12 protein-coding genes and 1 pseudogene are annotated in these 15,016 nt (G+C 72.9%); 5 read left to right on the top strand and 8 right to left on the bottom strand.

Annotated elements, in window-relative coordinates; translation table 11 throughout:
• Positions 1-34: 34 nt before the first annotated feature.
• The 3 genes from ACIP98_RS21445 to ACIP98_RS21435 are packed head-to-tail and all read right to left on the bottom strand — an operon-like array spanning position 35 to position 2,758.
• Positions 35-700, bottom strand: coding sequence for a response regulator (locus ACIP98_RS21445; RefSeq protein ID WP_401977434.1), 666 nt, complete (start codon positions 698-700; stop codon positions 35-37).
• Complete coding sequence (locus ACIP98_RS21440) at positions 697-1,977, bottom strand: sensor histidine kinase (RefSeq protein WP_401977432.1); 1,281 nt, start codon at positions 1,975-1,977, stop codon at positions 697-699. The genes ACIP98_RS21445 and ACIP98_RS21440 overlap by 4 nt, the downstream gene beginning before the upstream one ends.
• A gap of 58 nt (positions 1,978-2,035) precedes the next feature.
• Positions 2,036-2,758: a TetR/AcrR family transcriptional regulator gene (locus ACIP98_RS21435; RefSeq protein WP_401977430.1), complete on the bottom strand. Its 723-nt coding sequence runs from the start codon at positions 2,756-2,758 to the stop codon at positions 2,036-2,038.
• 135 nt (positions 2,759-2,893) lie between these two features.
• On the opposite strand from ACIP98_RS21435, the gene ACIP98_RS21430 reads away from it, so the two are divergent.
• Positions 2,894-3,343 (top strand): nitroreductase family deazaflavin-dependent oxidoreductase, encoded by a 450-nt coding sequence (locus ACIP98_RS21430; RefSeq protein ID WP_401977566.1) that lies wholly within the window; start codon positions 2,894-2,896, stop codon positions 3,341-3,343.
• Here the strand turns inward: ACIP98_RS21430 and ACIP98_RS21425 are convergent.
• The gene (locus tag ACIP98_RS21425; RefSeq protein WP_319664158.1) at positions 3,336-3,989 is read right to left on the bottom strand and encodes a DUF4230 domain-containing protein; all 654 of its coding nucleotides are present in this window, start codon (positions 3,987-3,989) and stop codon (positions 3,336-3,338) included. The two genes, ACIP98_RS21430 and ACIP98_RS21425, sit on opposite strands and share 8 nt — an antisense overlap.
• A 75-nt stretch (positions 3,990-4,064) precedes the next feature.
• Positions 4,065-5,348, bottom strand: coding sequence for a geranylgeranyl reductase family protein (locus ACIP98_RS21420; protein ID WP_401977428.1), 1,284 nt, complete (start codon positions 5,346-5,348; stop codon positions 4,065-4,067).
• 101 nt (positions 5,349-5,449) lie between these two features.
• Between ACIP98_RS21420 and ACIP98_RS21415 the strand changes: the two genes are divergently transcribed.
• Positions 5,450-6,811, top strand: coding sequence for a dipeptidase (locus tag ACIP98_RS21415; RefSeq protein WP_401977426.1), 1,362 nt, complete (start codon positions 5,450-5,452; stop codon positions 6,809-6,811).
• A gap of 136 nt (positions 6,812-6,947) precedes the next feature.
• Here the strand turns inward: ACIP98_RS21415 and ACIP98_RS21410 are convergent, their stop codons facing one another.
• The gene (locus ACIP98_RS21410; RefSeq protein ID WP_401977424.1) at positions 6,948-7,988 is read right to left on the bottom strand and encodes an NUDIX domain-containing protein; all 1,041 of its coding nucleotides are present in this window, start codon (positions 7,986-7,988) and stop codon (positions 6,948-6,950) included.
• Positions 7,989-8,588: 600 nt separating this feature from the next.
• Here ACIP98_RS21410 and ACIP98_RS21405 point away from each other — a divergent pair.
• On the top strand, positions 8,589-9,503 hold the full coding sequence (locus tag ACIP98_RS21405) for an IS982 family transposase (protein WP_319666058.1): 915 nt from the start codon (positions 8,589-8,591) through the stop codon (positions 9,501-9,503).
• Positions 9,504-9,520: 17 nt separating this feature from the next.
• Here the strand turns inward: ACIP98_RS21405 and ACIP98_RS21400 are convergent, their stop codons facing one another.
• Positions 9,521-10,528 carry an ROK family protein gene (locus tag ACIP98_RS21400; protein WP_319664153.1) on the bottom strand — a complete coding sequence of 336 codons (1,008 nt, stop codon included), beginning with the start codon at positions 10,526-10,528 and terminating at the stop codon, positions 9,521-9,523.
• Between the two features lie 86 nt (positions 10,529-10,614).
• Between ACIP98_RS21400 and ACIP98_RS21395 the strand changes: the two genes are divergently transcribed.
• Positions 10,615-11,601, top strand: a complete 987-nt coding sequence (locus tag ACIP98_RS21395; protein WP_319664261.1) for a LacI family DNA-binding transcriptional regulator — start codon at positions 10,615-10,617, stop codon at positions 11,599-11,601.
• Positions 11,602-11,662: 61 nt separating this feature from the next.
• Positions 11,663-12,672: pseudogene (locus ACIP98_RS21390) on the top strand (acetylxylan esterase).
• 894 nt (positions 12,673-13,566) lie between these two features.
• On the opposite strand, the gene ACIP98_RS21385 reads toward ACIP98_RS21390, so the two are convergent.
• The gene (locus ACIP98_RS21385; RefSeq protein ID WP_401977422.1) at positions 13,567-14,847 is read right to left on the bottom strand and encodes a DUF6986 family protein; all 1,281 of its coding nucleotides are present in this window, start codon (positions 14,845-14,847) and stop codon (positions 13,567-13,569) included.
• Between the last annotated feature and the right edge of the window lie 169 nt (positions 14,848-15,016).

Here is a 15,016-nt window from a genome sequence, read left to right as displayed (position 1 = left end):
CCGCGCGACGAACGGGGGCGCGGGTCCGGACGGCCTAGCCGAGCCAGCCGGGCCGCACCAGGCCGGACTCGTAGGCCAGGACCACCAGTTGGGCCCGGTCGCGGGCGCCGAGCTTGACCATGGTGCGGCTGACGTGCGTCTTGGCGGTGAGCGGGCTGACCACCAGGCGCCGGGCGATCTCCTCGTTCGACAGACCGATCCCCACCAGGGCCATCACCTCGCGTTCCCGTTCGGTGAGCCGTTCCAGCTCCGTCGCGACGGCGGGCGCCTTGGAACGGGCCGCGAACTCCGCGATCAGGCGCCGGGTCACGCCCGGTGAGAGCAGCGCGTCGCCGTCCACCACCGCCCTGACCGCGCGCACCAGTTCCTCGGGTTCGGTGTCCTTCACCAGGAAGCCCGAGGCGCCGGCACGGATGGCCTCGAAGACGTACTCGTCCAGCTCGAAGGTGGTGAGGATGACCACCTTGACGTCCGCGAGTGCCGGGTCGTCGGTGATCCGGCGGGTGGCCTCCAGACCGTCCATGACCGGCATGCGGATGTCCATCAGCACGGCGTCCGGGGCCAGTTCACGGACCAACCGCAGGGCTTGCGAACCGTCGGGAGCCTCCCCGACGACCTCGATGTCGGGCTGGGCGTCCAGCAGCGCGGCGAAGCCGGCGCGTACCAGCACCTGGTCGTCGGCGAGCACCACCCGGATCATCGGATCTCCTTGTCGAGGACGGCCGTGGCCGCGACGGTATCGAAGGGCAGCCGGGCCAGGACGCGGAAACCCCCGTCCGCACGGGGTCCCGCCACCACCTCTCCGCCCAGCGCGGCGGCACGCTCCCGCATGCCCAGCAGCCCGTTGCCGCCGCCGGTCTCCGGGGACGGGGACTGCCCTGCGACGGCCGTGGCGGGACCGTCGTCGTCGACGCACAACTCGATCTCCCGTGCGCGGTGGACGATCCCCAGGCGCGCCGTGCGCGCCCCCGAGTGCCGGATGATGTTGGTCAGTGCCTCCTGCACGATCCGGAACGCCGCCAGGTCGACGCCGGGAGGCAGGGGGACGGCGGTTCCCTCACGGGTCACGTCGACGCCGAGACCGGCGCCGGCGGCCTGTTCGAGCAGTTCCGGCAGCCGGTCCAGGCCCGGCGCCGGGGACCTGGGCGCCTCGCCCGGGGAACGGAGCGTACCGAGGACCTGGCGGACCTCGCCGAGCGCCTCCTTGCTGGCTGCCTTGATGGTCGTGAGGGCCTGGCGGGCCTGCTCGGGACGTTCGTCCATGAGGGCGAGGGCGACACCGGCCTGCACGTTGATCACCGAGATGCTGTGCGCGAGGACGTCGTGGAGTTCGCGGGCGATCCGCAGCCGCTCCTCGTCCGCCCGGCGGCGCTCGGCCTCGGCCCGCTCCCGTCGCTCGCGGACATACTGCTCGCGGCGCAGCCGCCACAGTTCGGCCACGGCGAGGATGGCCAGCAGCCATGCCGCGGCGCCGGACACCTGCGCCCACGAGGCCCGGCCGTCCCCGGCGGGCGGCAGGAAGCGGTACAGCCACAGCGTGACGATCACGTAAGCCGTGTACAGGCAGGCCGCGACGACGAAGACGGACCGGCGCCGCCCGGCGGCCACCGCCGAGAAGTAGGCGGCGACGACGCTGAGGAAGACCGGGCCGTAGGCGTAGCCCGCGGCAAGGTAGACCAGCGTCACCGCGGACACGGCGGCGGCGACCACGACAGGCGCCCGCCGGCGCCACAGCAGGGCTACGGGGCCCGCGATCAGCAGCAGGTAGCCGAAGTGGTCGAGCGGGACATGGCCGGTGCCGTTGTGCGACGCGGCGGTCGTGCCGACCACCTGGACGAACGCGAGCACGATCGACGCGATCCAGGGGCGGCGCGGGAGGCCGTCACCGCCGCCGTGCCCGGGTCCGCCGTGGCGTGTCCACGACGGACCCCATCGGGGACCGCCCTGCGGCGCGGATCCGGCTGCGTCGTCGCTCATGCGGCCACGCTAGAACGACGGACCGGCGGTCGGCGTCCGATCACGGCGGTGACCTCGTCTACTCCTCCGGGAGTACAGGATCACGGCGGAGACCGGCCTGGTGCGCCAGGCTCGCCATGGCGTGGTCGAAGAACTCGTCCCGTGCCTCGACCACATTGTTGAACTGGCCGAAGAGCTCGAAGCCGATCAGGCCGAAGAGCTGGGCCCACGCGGCGATCAACGCCGGCAGGGCCTGCGGCGGCAGGTCCTGGTCGAGGTCCTTGACGAGCCGCCACGCGTCGGCGTGCACGCCCGCGCTCAGCGGCGCGTCCGGCGCGGGCAGGGCCAGGCGTCCGTCGGCGTGGGCCCTTTCGGCCACCGTGAGCAGCACGAGCGCGACGCGGGAGGCCGGGCCGATGGTGTCGAGCGGCGCGCTGTACCCGGGCACCGGGGATCCGTAGATCAGGGCGTACTCATGGGGGTGTTCCAGTGCCCAGCCGCGCACGGCCCGGCTGACCACGATCCAGCTCGTGACGGGGTCGGCGTCCCCCACCCCCTCGAACGCGGTCTCGGCGGCGGCACCGACGGCGTCGTAGGCGTCGACGATCAGCGCGGTGAGCAGCTCGTCCCGATTGGGGAAGTAGCGGTACAGGGCCGAGGAGACCATGCCGAGCTCCCGGGCCACCGAGCGGAGCGAGAGGCGTGCCGCGCCTTCGTCCGCGAGCTGCCGGCGCGCTTCTTCCTTGATGGCGGCGGTCACTTCACCGCGAGCCCGTTCCCTGGCCGTCCTGATCACGCTCATGAGGATCAGTGTAAACGGATCGGAGTGCGCGACCAAGATTGAGAGCACCGCTCTTGCTTTCACGGCCCTGCTGCTGCACACTGTTCTCAAGCGAGAGCACCGCTCACACTTTACGGAGGAGTCCTCATGTCCGAGATGTCGGAGCACGTCAAGAAGCCCGGTTGGATCACCGTCAATGTCCTCAACCGCTTCGTCGGCTGGCTCACCCGGCGCGGTGTGAGTGTGTGGGGTTCCCGCGTGCTGGCCGTCAAGGGGCGCAAGAGCGGGGAATGGCGCCGCACACCGGTCAACCTGCTCGTCGTGGGCGGGGAGCGCTTTCTCGTCGCTCCCCGCGGCCACGTGCAGTGGACCCACAACATGCGGGCCGCCGGCGGCGGTCAACTCCTGCTGGGCAAGCGCGTCGAGGAGTTCACCGCCGCCGAGGTGGGCGACGACGCCAAGCCCGAGGTGCTGCGTGCCTACCTCAAGCGCTGGAAGGCGGAGGTCGGCGTGTTCTTCGGAGGAGTCGGCCCCGATTCCACGGACGAGGAGCTGCGCGCGATAGCCCCCAAGCACCCCGTCTTCCGGATCACGGCCATCAGCTGAACCGCACCTCCACGCGCTCGAAGCCGAGCGAGATCAGCAGACGTTCCAGCATGGCGCGGGTGTTGGTCTCCGCCCGCTGCGCCAGCTCCGTCTTCTTGGCCGCGTCCTGGATCTTCTTCGCGGCCAGCTGCTGGATCTGCTGCTCGTCGTTGGGGTGCGAGGAGAAGAAGTCGCCGAGCCGGTCGAAGAAGCCCCGCTCCTCGGCGACGATGTAGGAGCGGTCCGGGTCGAGCGAGGTGCGCTCCAGCTGGGCGTGCGGCAGGGTCAGCACCGCCGACTTGCGGTCCTCGGTGACCTGCACGCCCTTCGGGCCCACGTCCCCGAGGTCCACATAGGCGTCGACGCTGCCGGCGCCGACATAGAGCGTGCGCCGGCCACGCACTGCGTCGGGCAGGAACTTGGCGTCCTTCTCCAGGTCGACGACGACCTGGAAGTCGCCGCTGGCTCCCTCGAAGCGGTTCATGTCCTGGATCGCCTTGAGCACCACGGGGCCGGTGCGGTCCTTGGTCTCCTCGGCGAAGGGGTTGGGCAGGCCGGGTATCAGGTCGGCTTTGGCGACCAGCAGCAGCAGGCCCGCCAGCACTATGAGCCCGGTCAACCACCGGGCCCACCAGGGCAGTCGGCCTTGTTCATTCCTCAACGGCATGTCAGGGCTACCTCCAAGAAGGTGTCTGCCCCTCAACACCCTCTTTAAGGCAGGCAGTAGATGGACAGATGAAGATCAGGAGCGGTCGAATGACTCTAGCGCACGACGGGCCAGGGGATGGGTCCGAACGATCTCGGCGAGCGAGGTCGAACCGCGAGTGATCCGGGCGAAGGTGTTCCACGCCGGCGGGAGGGTGGTGAGGACCGCGTGCAGCAGACCGGGGCGCTTCTCGAAGATGCCGAGCATGCGGCGGCCCACCCCCATCTCCACACCGAGACCGGCCTTGACCGCGAAGGCGTAGTTGAGCGCCTGACGCCGGGCGTCGACCGCGTCGTGCGACTCGGAGATCCGCACCGCCCACTCCCCCGCGAGACGGCCCGAGCGCAAGGCGAAGGAAATGCCCTCGCGGGTCCACGGCTCCAGCAGGCCGGCGGCATCCCCGCAGACGAGCACCCGGCCGCGGGACAGCGGGGAGTCGTCGGCACGGCAACGCGTCAGGTGGCCCGAGGAGATGCTCGGTTCGAACCCGGCCAGACCGAGCCGGCCGATGAAGTCCTCCAGATAGCGCTTGGTGGCGCCGCCGTCGCCGCGCGCGGAGATCACTCCGACCGTCAGCGTCTCGCCCTTGGGGAAGACCCAGCCGTAACTGCCCGGCAGCGGGCCCCAGTCGATCAGGACCCGGCCTGTCCAGTCCTCGGCCACCTCCGGGGGGACCGGGATCTCGGCCTCGAGGCCCAGGTCGACCTGGTCCATCTTGACCCCGACATGGGCGCCTATGCGGCTGGCGGAGCCGTCGGCGCCGACGACCGCCCGCGCGAGCACCGTCTCGCCGTTGTTGAGGACCACCGCGACCGTGCGCCGGTCGGGGACGGAGGTGCCGTGCTGCTCGACCCGCGAGACGGCGGCACCGGTGCGCAGCTTGGCGCCCGCGGCAACGGCCGCCTCGACGAGCTGGGCGTCGAACTCGGGCCGGTTGATCAGGCCGAAGAGCATGTGCCGGGACCGGCGGGTCCGGGTGAGGCGCCCGTTGAGGCTGAAGGTGACCGCGTGCACGCGATCACGGAGCGGAAGTTCGAAGCCCGGCGGGAGTGCGTCCCGGGACGGCCCGATGATGCCGCCGCCGCACGTCTTGTAGCGGGGCAGCTCGGCCTTCTCCAACAGCAGGACACTGCGTCCGGCCGCGGCCGCGGCATAGGCCGCCGATGCCCCGGCGGGCCCCGCCCCGACCACGACGACATCCCACACCGATGCGTCCTCGGCGCCGTCCGCCGAACCGCCGTCCTGCGCCTGGTACTCGCTGCTCACGTGCTCCCGCTCCCGTCCGACCCGCAGGCTGCTGTCACCCCTGCTCAGCCGCATACTAATCCGCGGGTGCGCGGACACGGCTGTGGCACCATCGATCCCGAGCACCAGTACACGAACCACGCGTTCGACCGAACACGCACCCACCAGGAGCGCCCATGTCCGCCGCACCACTCGCCGCAACCGTCGCCGCCCTGATGCCGCGGGCCCGGACCGAGCTGGCCGAGCTGGTGTCGTTCCGCTCGGTGGCGGACCCGAGGCAGTTCCCGAGGAGCGAGTGCGAGAAGGCCGCGCAGTGGGTCGCGGACGCTCTGACCGGGGAGGGTTTCCAGGACGTCGCGCTGCTCGACACCCCCGATGGCACGCAGTCGGTCTACGGATACCTGCCCGCCCCCGAGGGCGCGCCCACCGTGCTGCTCTACGCGCACTACGACGTTCAGCCGCCGCTGGACGAGGCCGGCTGGCTGTCCCCGCCCTTCGAGCTGACCGAGCGCGACGGCAGGTGGTACGGGCGCGGTGCGGCCGACTGCAAGGGCGGTCTGATCATGCACCTCACGGCGCTGCGCGCGCTGCGCGACAACGGCGGGGTGCCGGTCGGCGTGAAGATCATCGCCGAGGGATCCGAGGAGCAGGGCACGGGCGGCCTGGAGCGTTACGCGGAGGAGCACCCCGAGCTGCTCGCCGCCGACGCGATCGTCATCGGCGACACGGGCAACTTCCGCTGCGGGCTGCCCACCGCCACGGCCACGCTGCGCGGCATGGCGATGGTCGAGGTCAAGGTGAGCACGCTGCAGGGCAACCTGCACTCCGGTCAGTTCGGCGGCGCCGCGCCCGACGCGCTCAGCGCCCTGATCCGCATCCTGCACACCCTGCACGACGAGACCGGGGCCGCCGCGGTCCAGGGGCTCGCCATGGACGCCTCGTGGCAGGGGCTGCAGTACCCGGAGGAGGACTTCCGCGGCGACGCCAAGGTCCTGGACGGTGTCTCCCTCGTCGGCGGCGGCACGGTCGCCGACCGCGTCTGGGCCCGTCCCTCGGTCACCGTGCTCGGCATCGACGCCCCGCCCGTCGTGGGCGCCACGCCGTCCGTCCAGGCCACCGCGGGCGCCAAGGTCAGCCTCCGGGTCCCGCCGGGCGTGGACGCCCAGGAGGCCGCCGATCTCCTCATCGCCCACCTCAAGGCCGCCGCCCCCTGGGGCGCCCACGTCGAGGTCACCCGGACCGGCTTGGGCCAGGCCTTCCGCGCCGACACCTCCAGCCCGGCGTACTCCGCCATGGCGGAGGCCATGCGCGCCGCCTACGGCAAGGAGCTCGAGATCGCCGGCATGGGCGGCTCCATCCCGCTGTGCAACACCCTTGCCACGCTGTACCCCGAGGCGGAGATGCTCCTCATCGGGCTGAGCGAGCCCGAGGCGCAGATCCACGCGGTCAACGAGAGCGTCTCCCCGGAGGAGCTGGAGAAGCTCTCGCTCGCCGAGGCGCTGTTCCTCCGCGGCTACGCCGAGAGCAAGGCAGTCTGACACCCCGGCCGCCGACACCCGGTGCCCGTGCGGCCGGGTGTCGGCACGCCTCTCCGGCGGCCTGCCCGGACGGTCGGCCGGTCGACCGTCCGGGCAGGCCGCGCACCGGCATCGATCAGCGATCAGCGATCAGCGATCAGCTGCCCACGGGCACGCCCGCCTCCAGGTTGAGGACGGTGGCGCGCTCACGGGCGCGCAGGGCCCACCGCAGGCGCGTGAGACGGACCGGCGGCAGCATGGCGGCGGCCTCGTCCTCGCTGGCGAAGCGCCAGCCGCGCAGTTCGGCCCCCGGCAGGAGGAGGCGTTCGGCCTCGGCGGCCCCGAGACGGCCGCCGTCGAAGAGCAGCCGCAGGCCCCCGTAGCCGGGCGGCAGGGGCGGTTCCCAGTCGACGACGAGCAGCCGGGGAACGGTCGGCAGGTGCAGGCCGAGTTCCTCGGCGACCTCGCGCATCCCGGCCCGGGCGGGGGCCTCACCGGGCTCGACGACCCCGCCGGGGAACTCCCAGCCGGGCTTGTAGGTGGGGTCGACCAGCAGGACGCGGTCCTCCTCGTCGAAGAGGAGCACGCCCGCGGCGAGCGTCTCCGCCGTGGGCTCCGGGGTCTGCACGATGTCGCAGACGCCGGCGCCCTCGCGTATCGCCTCGGCGACGCGCTCCGCGGTGGCGCGCGGGCCCATGCCGGTGGTGTCGACGACATGGGCGTCGGCGGTCAGCCAGGGCAGCGCCTCTCGGTAGGCGGCGAGCTGCTCCAGGCACCAGCCGCGGACCTCCGCGTTCGCCACCGGGTCGCCGGGGATGTCCGCACGCTGCTCGATCCGCTCGCGCAGAACCGTTTCCTCAGCGTCGAGCACGAAGTGCCGCACCGGGATTCTGCGGGCCGCCAGGCCCCCGAAGATCTCGTCGCGGTACTCCTGCCGCAGCAGGGTCATCGGCACGACGAGCGGCCCGCCGCCGATCTCGCTCAGCAGCGCGGCCGCCGTGTCGACCACCAGCCGCCGCCAGCAGGGCAGGTCCTGGTAGTCGGAGACCTCGCCCAGCCGCTTCTCGGGGAGCATGAGCCGCAGCCCGGTGCCGATGAGTTCCGGGTCGTAGAGCACGCTTCCCGGCAGCAGATCGAGCAGTTCGCGTGCCGCAGTGGTCTTGCCCGCGCCGAACGTGCCGTTGAGCCAGACGATCACGGTGCCCCCTCTTCCGTTGCCCGGTAGCCCCCTACGAATTGCCCGGATCATCGGCGTCGGCAAACGCACAGACCCGGCCATCGGCGCATACCGGTGGCTTCAGAACCCGCGTACCCCGAGCTCAGCCCGTGTCGGCGTCCCGGGCGAACGGGCTGTGAACCGATCGCACGGCAGCGCGCGGACCAGGAACGCGGCAGCGTCAAGAGTGCCGATCCGGCCACGAGCGCGACCTGTCGGAGGACCTCGGTCCGGACCGCTCCGGGTGTCCCGGGACAGCGCAGTTACGTTCCCGGCGCATGCCGGACCGCGCGCGGGCCCGGATACCGGGGATCCACGCGCTCCTGGTCGTTCCCGGCGCCCGTCACGCGACCGCGCCCGCCGGGGGCGGCCCGTCGTCCGCTTCCTGACGAACGGGGCGGCCGCCGCGCCAGGGGGTGAGCGCCACGACCCGCGGCCGGGCGTTGCCGGCGTGCCGCACGCCGACCCGGACGTCCGGCGGCTCGGGGGAGCCGGACGCCCGCGGACAACTGGGCCCGCGTCTAGATGATCGATTCCAAGGGTTCGGTCACGAGATAAGGCGAGGGTGTCCACTCTCAGTGTGTGACGACCGAGATAGACACCCTCGCGACTGCACTCTACGTGCGTGTCGACGACTTGTTGAAGGATTCGCCGCATCTGGCGCCGTGGCGGCCCACGGTGGGCATCGCCCCGCGGCTGTCGGACGCCGAGCTGGTCACCCTGGCGGTGATGCAGGCCCTGCTCGGCTACACCTCCGAAGCCCGCTGGATACGGCATGCCCGGACCCGCTTGCGGCACCTGTTCCCGTACCTGCCATTGCAGCCCGGCTACAACAAGCGGCTGCGGCGGACTGCCGAGCTGATCCGGTTGACGATCCGGATCCTGGCCACCGACACCGCCTTGTGGAACGACGATGTGTGGGTGGTGGACTCCACGCCGGTGGAATGCGGCCGCTCCAAGGAAACCGTGCGTCGCTCTGACCTGGCCGGATGGGCCGAATACGGCTACTGCGCCAGCCACAGCCGCTACTTTTGGGGACTGCGGCTCCACCTGGTGTGCACCCTGCACGGGCTCCCCGTCGGCTTCGCGCTCACCGGCGCCAAGGCCGACGAACGCGAGACGCTGCTGGACCTGCTGACCGTCGACGGCGACCTGGCATCCGACCGCCCGGGCCAGACTCTGATAGCCGACCGGCACTACTACGGTCGCGAGTTCGAGCGGCGCCTGGCAGAACTGGACGTGCGGTTACTGCGGCCGGCCCGCAAGGGCGAACCCGAGCGGGCCGGAGCACAGCTGTTCAAGCCGCTACGGCAGCTGATCGAGTCGGTCAACGACACCCTCAAAGGCCAACTGGACCTGGAGCGGCACGGCGGCCGCACCCCCGGCGGCGTGGCCGTCCGCATCCTGCAACGACTCCTCGCCCTGACCGCCGCGATCTGGCACAACCACCACACCGGCCAGCCCACCCTGCGCTCCCTGACCGCCTACGACCACTAACCCTTGGAATCGATCATCTAGCGGGCCGCGCCGAACGCCTCCAGGCCCAGCGCCTCGCCGGCCGCCGCGGCGGCGCCGACCAGGCCCGCGTCCGTGCCGAGCACCGCGGGGACAACCTTCACCCCGGCCGCGAACGACAGGGTGGCGTACCGGCGCAGATGGGTGCGCAGGGGATCGAAGAGCAGCGGGCCCGAGCCGGCGACGCCTCCGCCGATCACGGCGATGTCGATCTCCACCAGCGTCGCCGTCGCGGCGATGCCCGCGGCCAGTGCCTGCGCGGCGCGGTCGAAGGACGCCAGCGCCACCGCGTCCCCGGCGCGGGCGGCACGGGCCACGGCGGCGGCGTCGGCCGCCTCCCCCGCGGCGGGGAGCCAGCCGGCCTCCTGGGCACGCCGCACGATGTTGGGGCCGCTCGCCAGCCGCTCGACGCAGCCCCGGCCGCCGCAGGGGCACAGGTCGCCGTCGAGGTCCACGCTGATGTGGCCGATGTGGCCGGCGTTGCCGGTCGGTCCGGGATGCAGTGCGCCGCCGAGGACGAGGCCGCCGCCGACGCCGGTGGAGACCACCATGCAGAGCGCGTTGTCATGGCCGCGGGCCGCACCCTGCCAGTGCTCGGCGGCGGTGATCGCCATGCCGTCGCCGGTCAGCACCACGGGCAGTCCGTCCACCCGTGCGGCGACCTCCGCCACCAGCGGGTAGTCGCGCCAGGCGCCGATGTTGACCGGGCTGACCGTGCCACGCGAGGCGTCGATGGGTCCGGCGCTGCCGATGCCGACGGCGACGACGCGCGACCACTCGGCCGCCGCGCGCAGTTCGTCCAGCACTTCGGCGACCGATCCCATCACGGTCTCCGCGTCCCGGTCCGCCCTCGTGGGACGCAGGGCGCGCAGCAGCAGCCGCCCATGCGGGTCCACCAGGGCGCCCGCGATCTTCGTGCCCCCGACGTCCACGGCGGCGACCAGGGGACCCCGGTCTGCGGCCTGCGACGGCGGTGCGATGGGTTCAGCTGTGCTCTCGAACGGCATGGGCGTAGTGTCGCCCTTTGTTGACAACGTTGTCCAGCCCATAGGATCCCGGCGTGACCGATATTCCGCGTACCGCCCGGCCCACCATGAAGGACGTCGCCGCTCGGGCCGGTGTCGGCCTGAAGACCGTCTCCCGCGTCGTCAACGAGGAGCCGGGGGTCACCGACGACACGATCGCCCGCGTGCAGGCCGCCATCGACGCCCTCGGCTTCCGCCGCAACGACAGCGCCCGCCTGCTGCGCAAGGGCCGGACCGCCAGCATCGGGCTCGTCCTGGAGGACCTCGCGGACCCCTTCTACTCCCCGCTCAGCCGGGCCGTCGAGGACCTGGCCCGGGCGCACGGCACGCTGCTGTTCACGGGGTCGAGCGCGGAGGACGCCGAACGCGAACAGGAGCTGGTGCTGGCGTTCTGTGCTCGGCGCGTCGACGGCCTGGTCATCGTCCCGGCGAGCGAGGACCACCGCTACCTGGAACCGGAGATAGCGGCAGGGGTCGCCACGGTCTTCGTCGACCGGCCCGCCGGGGGCATCCACGCGGACGTGGTCGTCAGCGACAACGCCGGCGGCACCCGTGAAGGCGTCGCGCACCTCATCGCCCACGGGCACCGGCGCATCGGCTTCATCGGTGACCTCCCCCGCATCCACACCGCCGCCGAGCGCCTGCGCGGCTACCGCGAGGCGATGGCCGACGCCGGCCTCCCCGTCCACGACGGCTGGGTCTCCTGCGGCACGACCGCGCCGGACCGCGTGCGTTCGGAACTCGACCGGATGCTGGCCGGGCCGGAGCCCGTCACGGCGATCTTCGCGGGCAACAACCGGATCACCGTGACCGCGGTACGGGTGCTGGCCGACCGCCCGCAGCTCGTCGCGCTCGTCGGCTTCGACGACTTCGAGCTCGCCGACCTCCTCCGGCCCGCGATCACCGTCGTCGCCCAGGACCCGGCACAACTCGGCCGCACGGCGGCGCGGTTGCTCTTCCAGCGGCTCGACGGCGCCGCCGGTGCGCCCGACCGCCTGGTACTCCCCTGCCGGCTCGTCGCACGCGGCTCGGGCGAACTCCCGCCCATGACCTGACGGCCCCACCGCGACGACGGGCCGTTGACACCTCGGGCGCCGGGCGGCCCGATGGCCGCCGATCAAGGAGGGGACGTACCGCCATGCGCTCACCGACCTGCCGTCGGACGTACTGCGCACCTACGCACCGGAGACAGCGGAGCCGGAGGACTTCGACGCTTTCTGGGCCAAGACCATCACCACCGCCCGGGAGACCGCCGGGGGCGACGCCGAGTACCGGCCCGTGGCGGATTCGCCGTTGCGGACGGTCGAGGTCTTCGAGGTGCGCTTCCCGGGCTGGGGCGGTCAGCCCGTCGCCGCGTGGCTGCTGCTGCCGCGCGGGGCGACGGAGCCGCTGCCCGGCGTCGTCACCTACATCGGCTACAGCGGTGGACGCGGCCTGCACCACGAGCACTTGCTGTGGAGTGCCGCCGGGTACGCCCACCTCGTCGTGGACAGCCGCGGCCAGGGTCACGACACCCCGGATCCGGACGCGATGCCCGGGCCGCAGTACGTCGGGGGCTTCATGACGCGGGGCATCGAGGACCCCGAGCACTACTACTACCGACGCCTGATGGCGGACTGCGTGCGGGCGGTCGACGCCCTGCGCGAGCACCCGCGCGTCGATCCGCGGCGCGTGGTCGTCTCCGGCGTCAGCCAGGGCGGCGGGCTCGCACTGGTGGTCGCCGGGCCGACGGGCGGCGCGGTCGCGGCGGCGCTCGTGGACGTGCCGTTCCTGTGCCACTTCCGGCGCGGCGCGGACACGGCCGCCGACTGCCCGTATCCCGAACTCGCGCAGTATCTCGGGGTGCACCGGCGGGTGGACCCCAGGAGGTGTTCGGCACGCTCTCCTACTTCGACGGCGTCCACTTCGCGCCGCGCGCGAGCGCCCCAGCGCTGTTCAGCGTGGGCCTGATGGACCCGATCTGCCCGCCCTCGACCGTGTACGCGGCGTACAACCGCTACGCCGGCGAGAAGGACATCCGCGTCTGGCAGTTCGGCGACCACGCCGGGGGCCGTGGTTCGCAGCCGCTGGAGCAGATGCGCTGGCTGAGCGGGCGCGGCCTCGCCCCGGACGGCCCGGTGCGCTAGCCACCCGTCCGCGTGTTGCCGTGCCTACGCCCCTCCCGATCGGGGGGGGGTGGCCGATGACGTACCGCCGCCCGCCGGTGTCCGCCGGCATCAGCGAGGCGGGGACGGCGGCCGGAGGCGGCGGTGCGGGTGCCGATCTGGGCCTCGGGCCCCGAACGCCAGGAGTTCGTCAGGGCGGCGTCGGACCTCGGCCCCCTCCCGACCGCGCGGTACGACATCACGCCGGCGGACCACCGGCGGTACAGGCCGACATCGGCGTTGCCGGTCCGGCCGTGCACGGCGGACCACGGCCACCCGGACTTCCCACTCACCCCCACTACCCACGCTCCCCCGGAGCCACCACCGTCGTCGGCATCGCGGTCGTCACCGGCTACGGCGTTCTCGGCCCTCGACACCGTCCGCCGCCGGGGGCGCGGCTGGTACCCGGCACGGCACCCGACCGCCGAGCCGGAGGGGCGCCGGATGACCGTCACCGAGTACGCGGACCTGCCCGCGTGCGACACCGACGCGGCCCGGCGGCTGAAGCGCGGCATCGGCCTCGGGCGGGACCTGCTCTACGCGCAAGCGGGCGCCCGAGGTCGGCAAGGCTGTCGAGCGCGACCCCGTCTCCGCGCGGCCTGGGACAGGTGGTCCCGCTGCGTGGCGGACGCAGGATTCACCCGCCGGCCCGACCTCGTCGCGGCCTTCACGGACGACGCCTGCGAGCGCCGCCTCCGTACGGCCGAGGTCCGGCACGCCGTACGGGTACGGGAGCAGACCGAGGACATCGCCCTGCGCCGCGACCGCCGCGCCGCCGGGCCGCGGGCGCTGCAGACCTACCCGGCCGACGTCGCCGAGTGCCGCGAGAGCTCGGCCAGTCGGGCGCGCGGGCGCCGTCCACGGCCGGAGCGACGGCTAGCCCCGGCCGGGCACTCCCGCCAGCGCGTCGAGGTCGCTTCGCGAGAGGCCGGTGGCGGCGGTGACCTCGTCCGGGTCGACGGCGCCGCAGTCGAGGCCGCGCAGGAGGTAGCCGCTCAGCGCCCTGGCGGTGGCGGGCTCGTCCATGACGTCGCCGCCGGCCCGGGCGACGTACGCGGCGAGGCGGGCGGCGGCCGCGGGGAGGCCCTCGCGGTAGAAGGCGTAGACGGCGGCGTAGCGGGTGGGCAGGTGGCCGGGGTGCATGTCCCAGCCCTGGTAGTAGGCGCGGGCGAGGGAGCGGCGGACGAGCCCGTAGTGCAGGCGCCAGGCATCGTGGACCTGCGCGGTGGGCCCGACCGGGAGGACGTTCGTCGCGCCGTCGGAGAGCCGGACGCCCGTGCCGGCGGCGGCCACCTGCATGACGGCCTTGGCGTGGTCCGCGACGGGGTGGTCCATCGACTGGTACGCCGCACTCACGCCGCAGGCGGCGCTGTAGTCGAAGGTGCCGTAGTGCAGTCCGGTGACCCGGCCCCCGGCCGCGTCGATGAACCGGGCGACGGTGGCGGTGCCGTCGGGACCCAGCACGGACTGCGTCGTCTCGATCTGGATCTCGAAGCCGATCCGTCCCGCGTCCAGCCCGCGGGCCTTCTCGAACTCCTCCACCAACCGCACCATCGCCGTGACCTGCTGAGGGAACGTCACCTTGGGCAGGGTGAGCACGAGCCCGCGCGGCAGGTCCCCGGCGTCCATGAGGCCGGTGAGGAAGACGTCCAGGGTACGGATGCCCCGGTCCCGGACCGCCGCCTCCAGGCACTTCATACGGATGCCGAGGTACGGGGGCGCGCTGCCGTCCGCCACGGCGGCGTTCACGAGGCGTGCCGCGGCGGCCGCCGCCGCGTCCTCCTCCGCGTCGGGCCGGGGACCGTAGCCGTCCTCGAAGTCGATGCGCAGATCCTCGACGGGCTCCCGCCGCAGCTTGGCGCGGACGCGGTCGTGGACCGCCGCCGCGGACCCGGGCGGCAGACCGAGGACTTCGGCGAGGGAGGCGGCGTCCGGCGCGTGCTCGTCGAGGGCGGCGAGGGCGCGGTCGCCCCAGGTCCGCACGGTGTCGTGCGCGAAGGCGTCGGCGGGGACGTAGACCGTGTGCACGGGCTGCCGGGTGCCGGGGTCCCCGGGGTAGCGGCGGGCGAGTTCGGCGTCGACACCGGCCAGGGACGCGCCGATGTCCTGGCGCACCGCGTCGCCGAGTGAGGTGCGGACCGTCCCGTCCTGGGCCATCTGCCGCCCTCCAGCGTTCCATATTCAACAAACCGTTGAAACAACGCTAAGGCCGTCCAGCCGGGCCGTCAATGACGCGCGGAGCCCCGCGGTGCCTGCGTGGCACGGCGGGGCTCCGTCGCAGTACCCGTGGAGGTCAGCCCTTGCGGGCCGTGACCTCCTCGGTCAG

The sequence above is a fragment of the Streptomyces sp. NPDC088354 genome (assembly GCF_044753585.1).
Classification (GTDB): domain Bacteria; phylum Actinomycetota; class Actinomycetes; order Streptomycetales; family Streptomycetaceae; genus Actinacidiphila.
The sequence above is the reverse complement of the archived record's forward strand: the minus strand, read 5'-3'. Positions and strand labels throughout refer to the sequence as shown.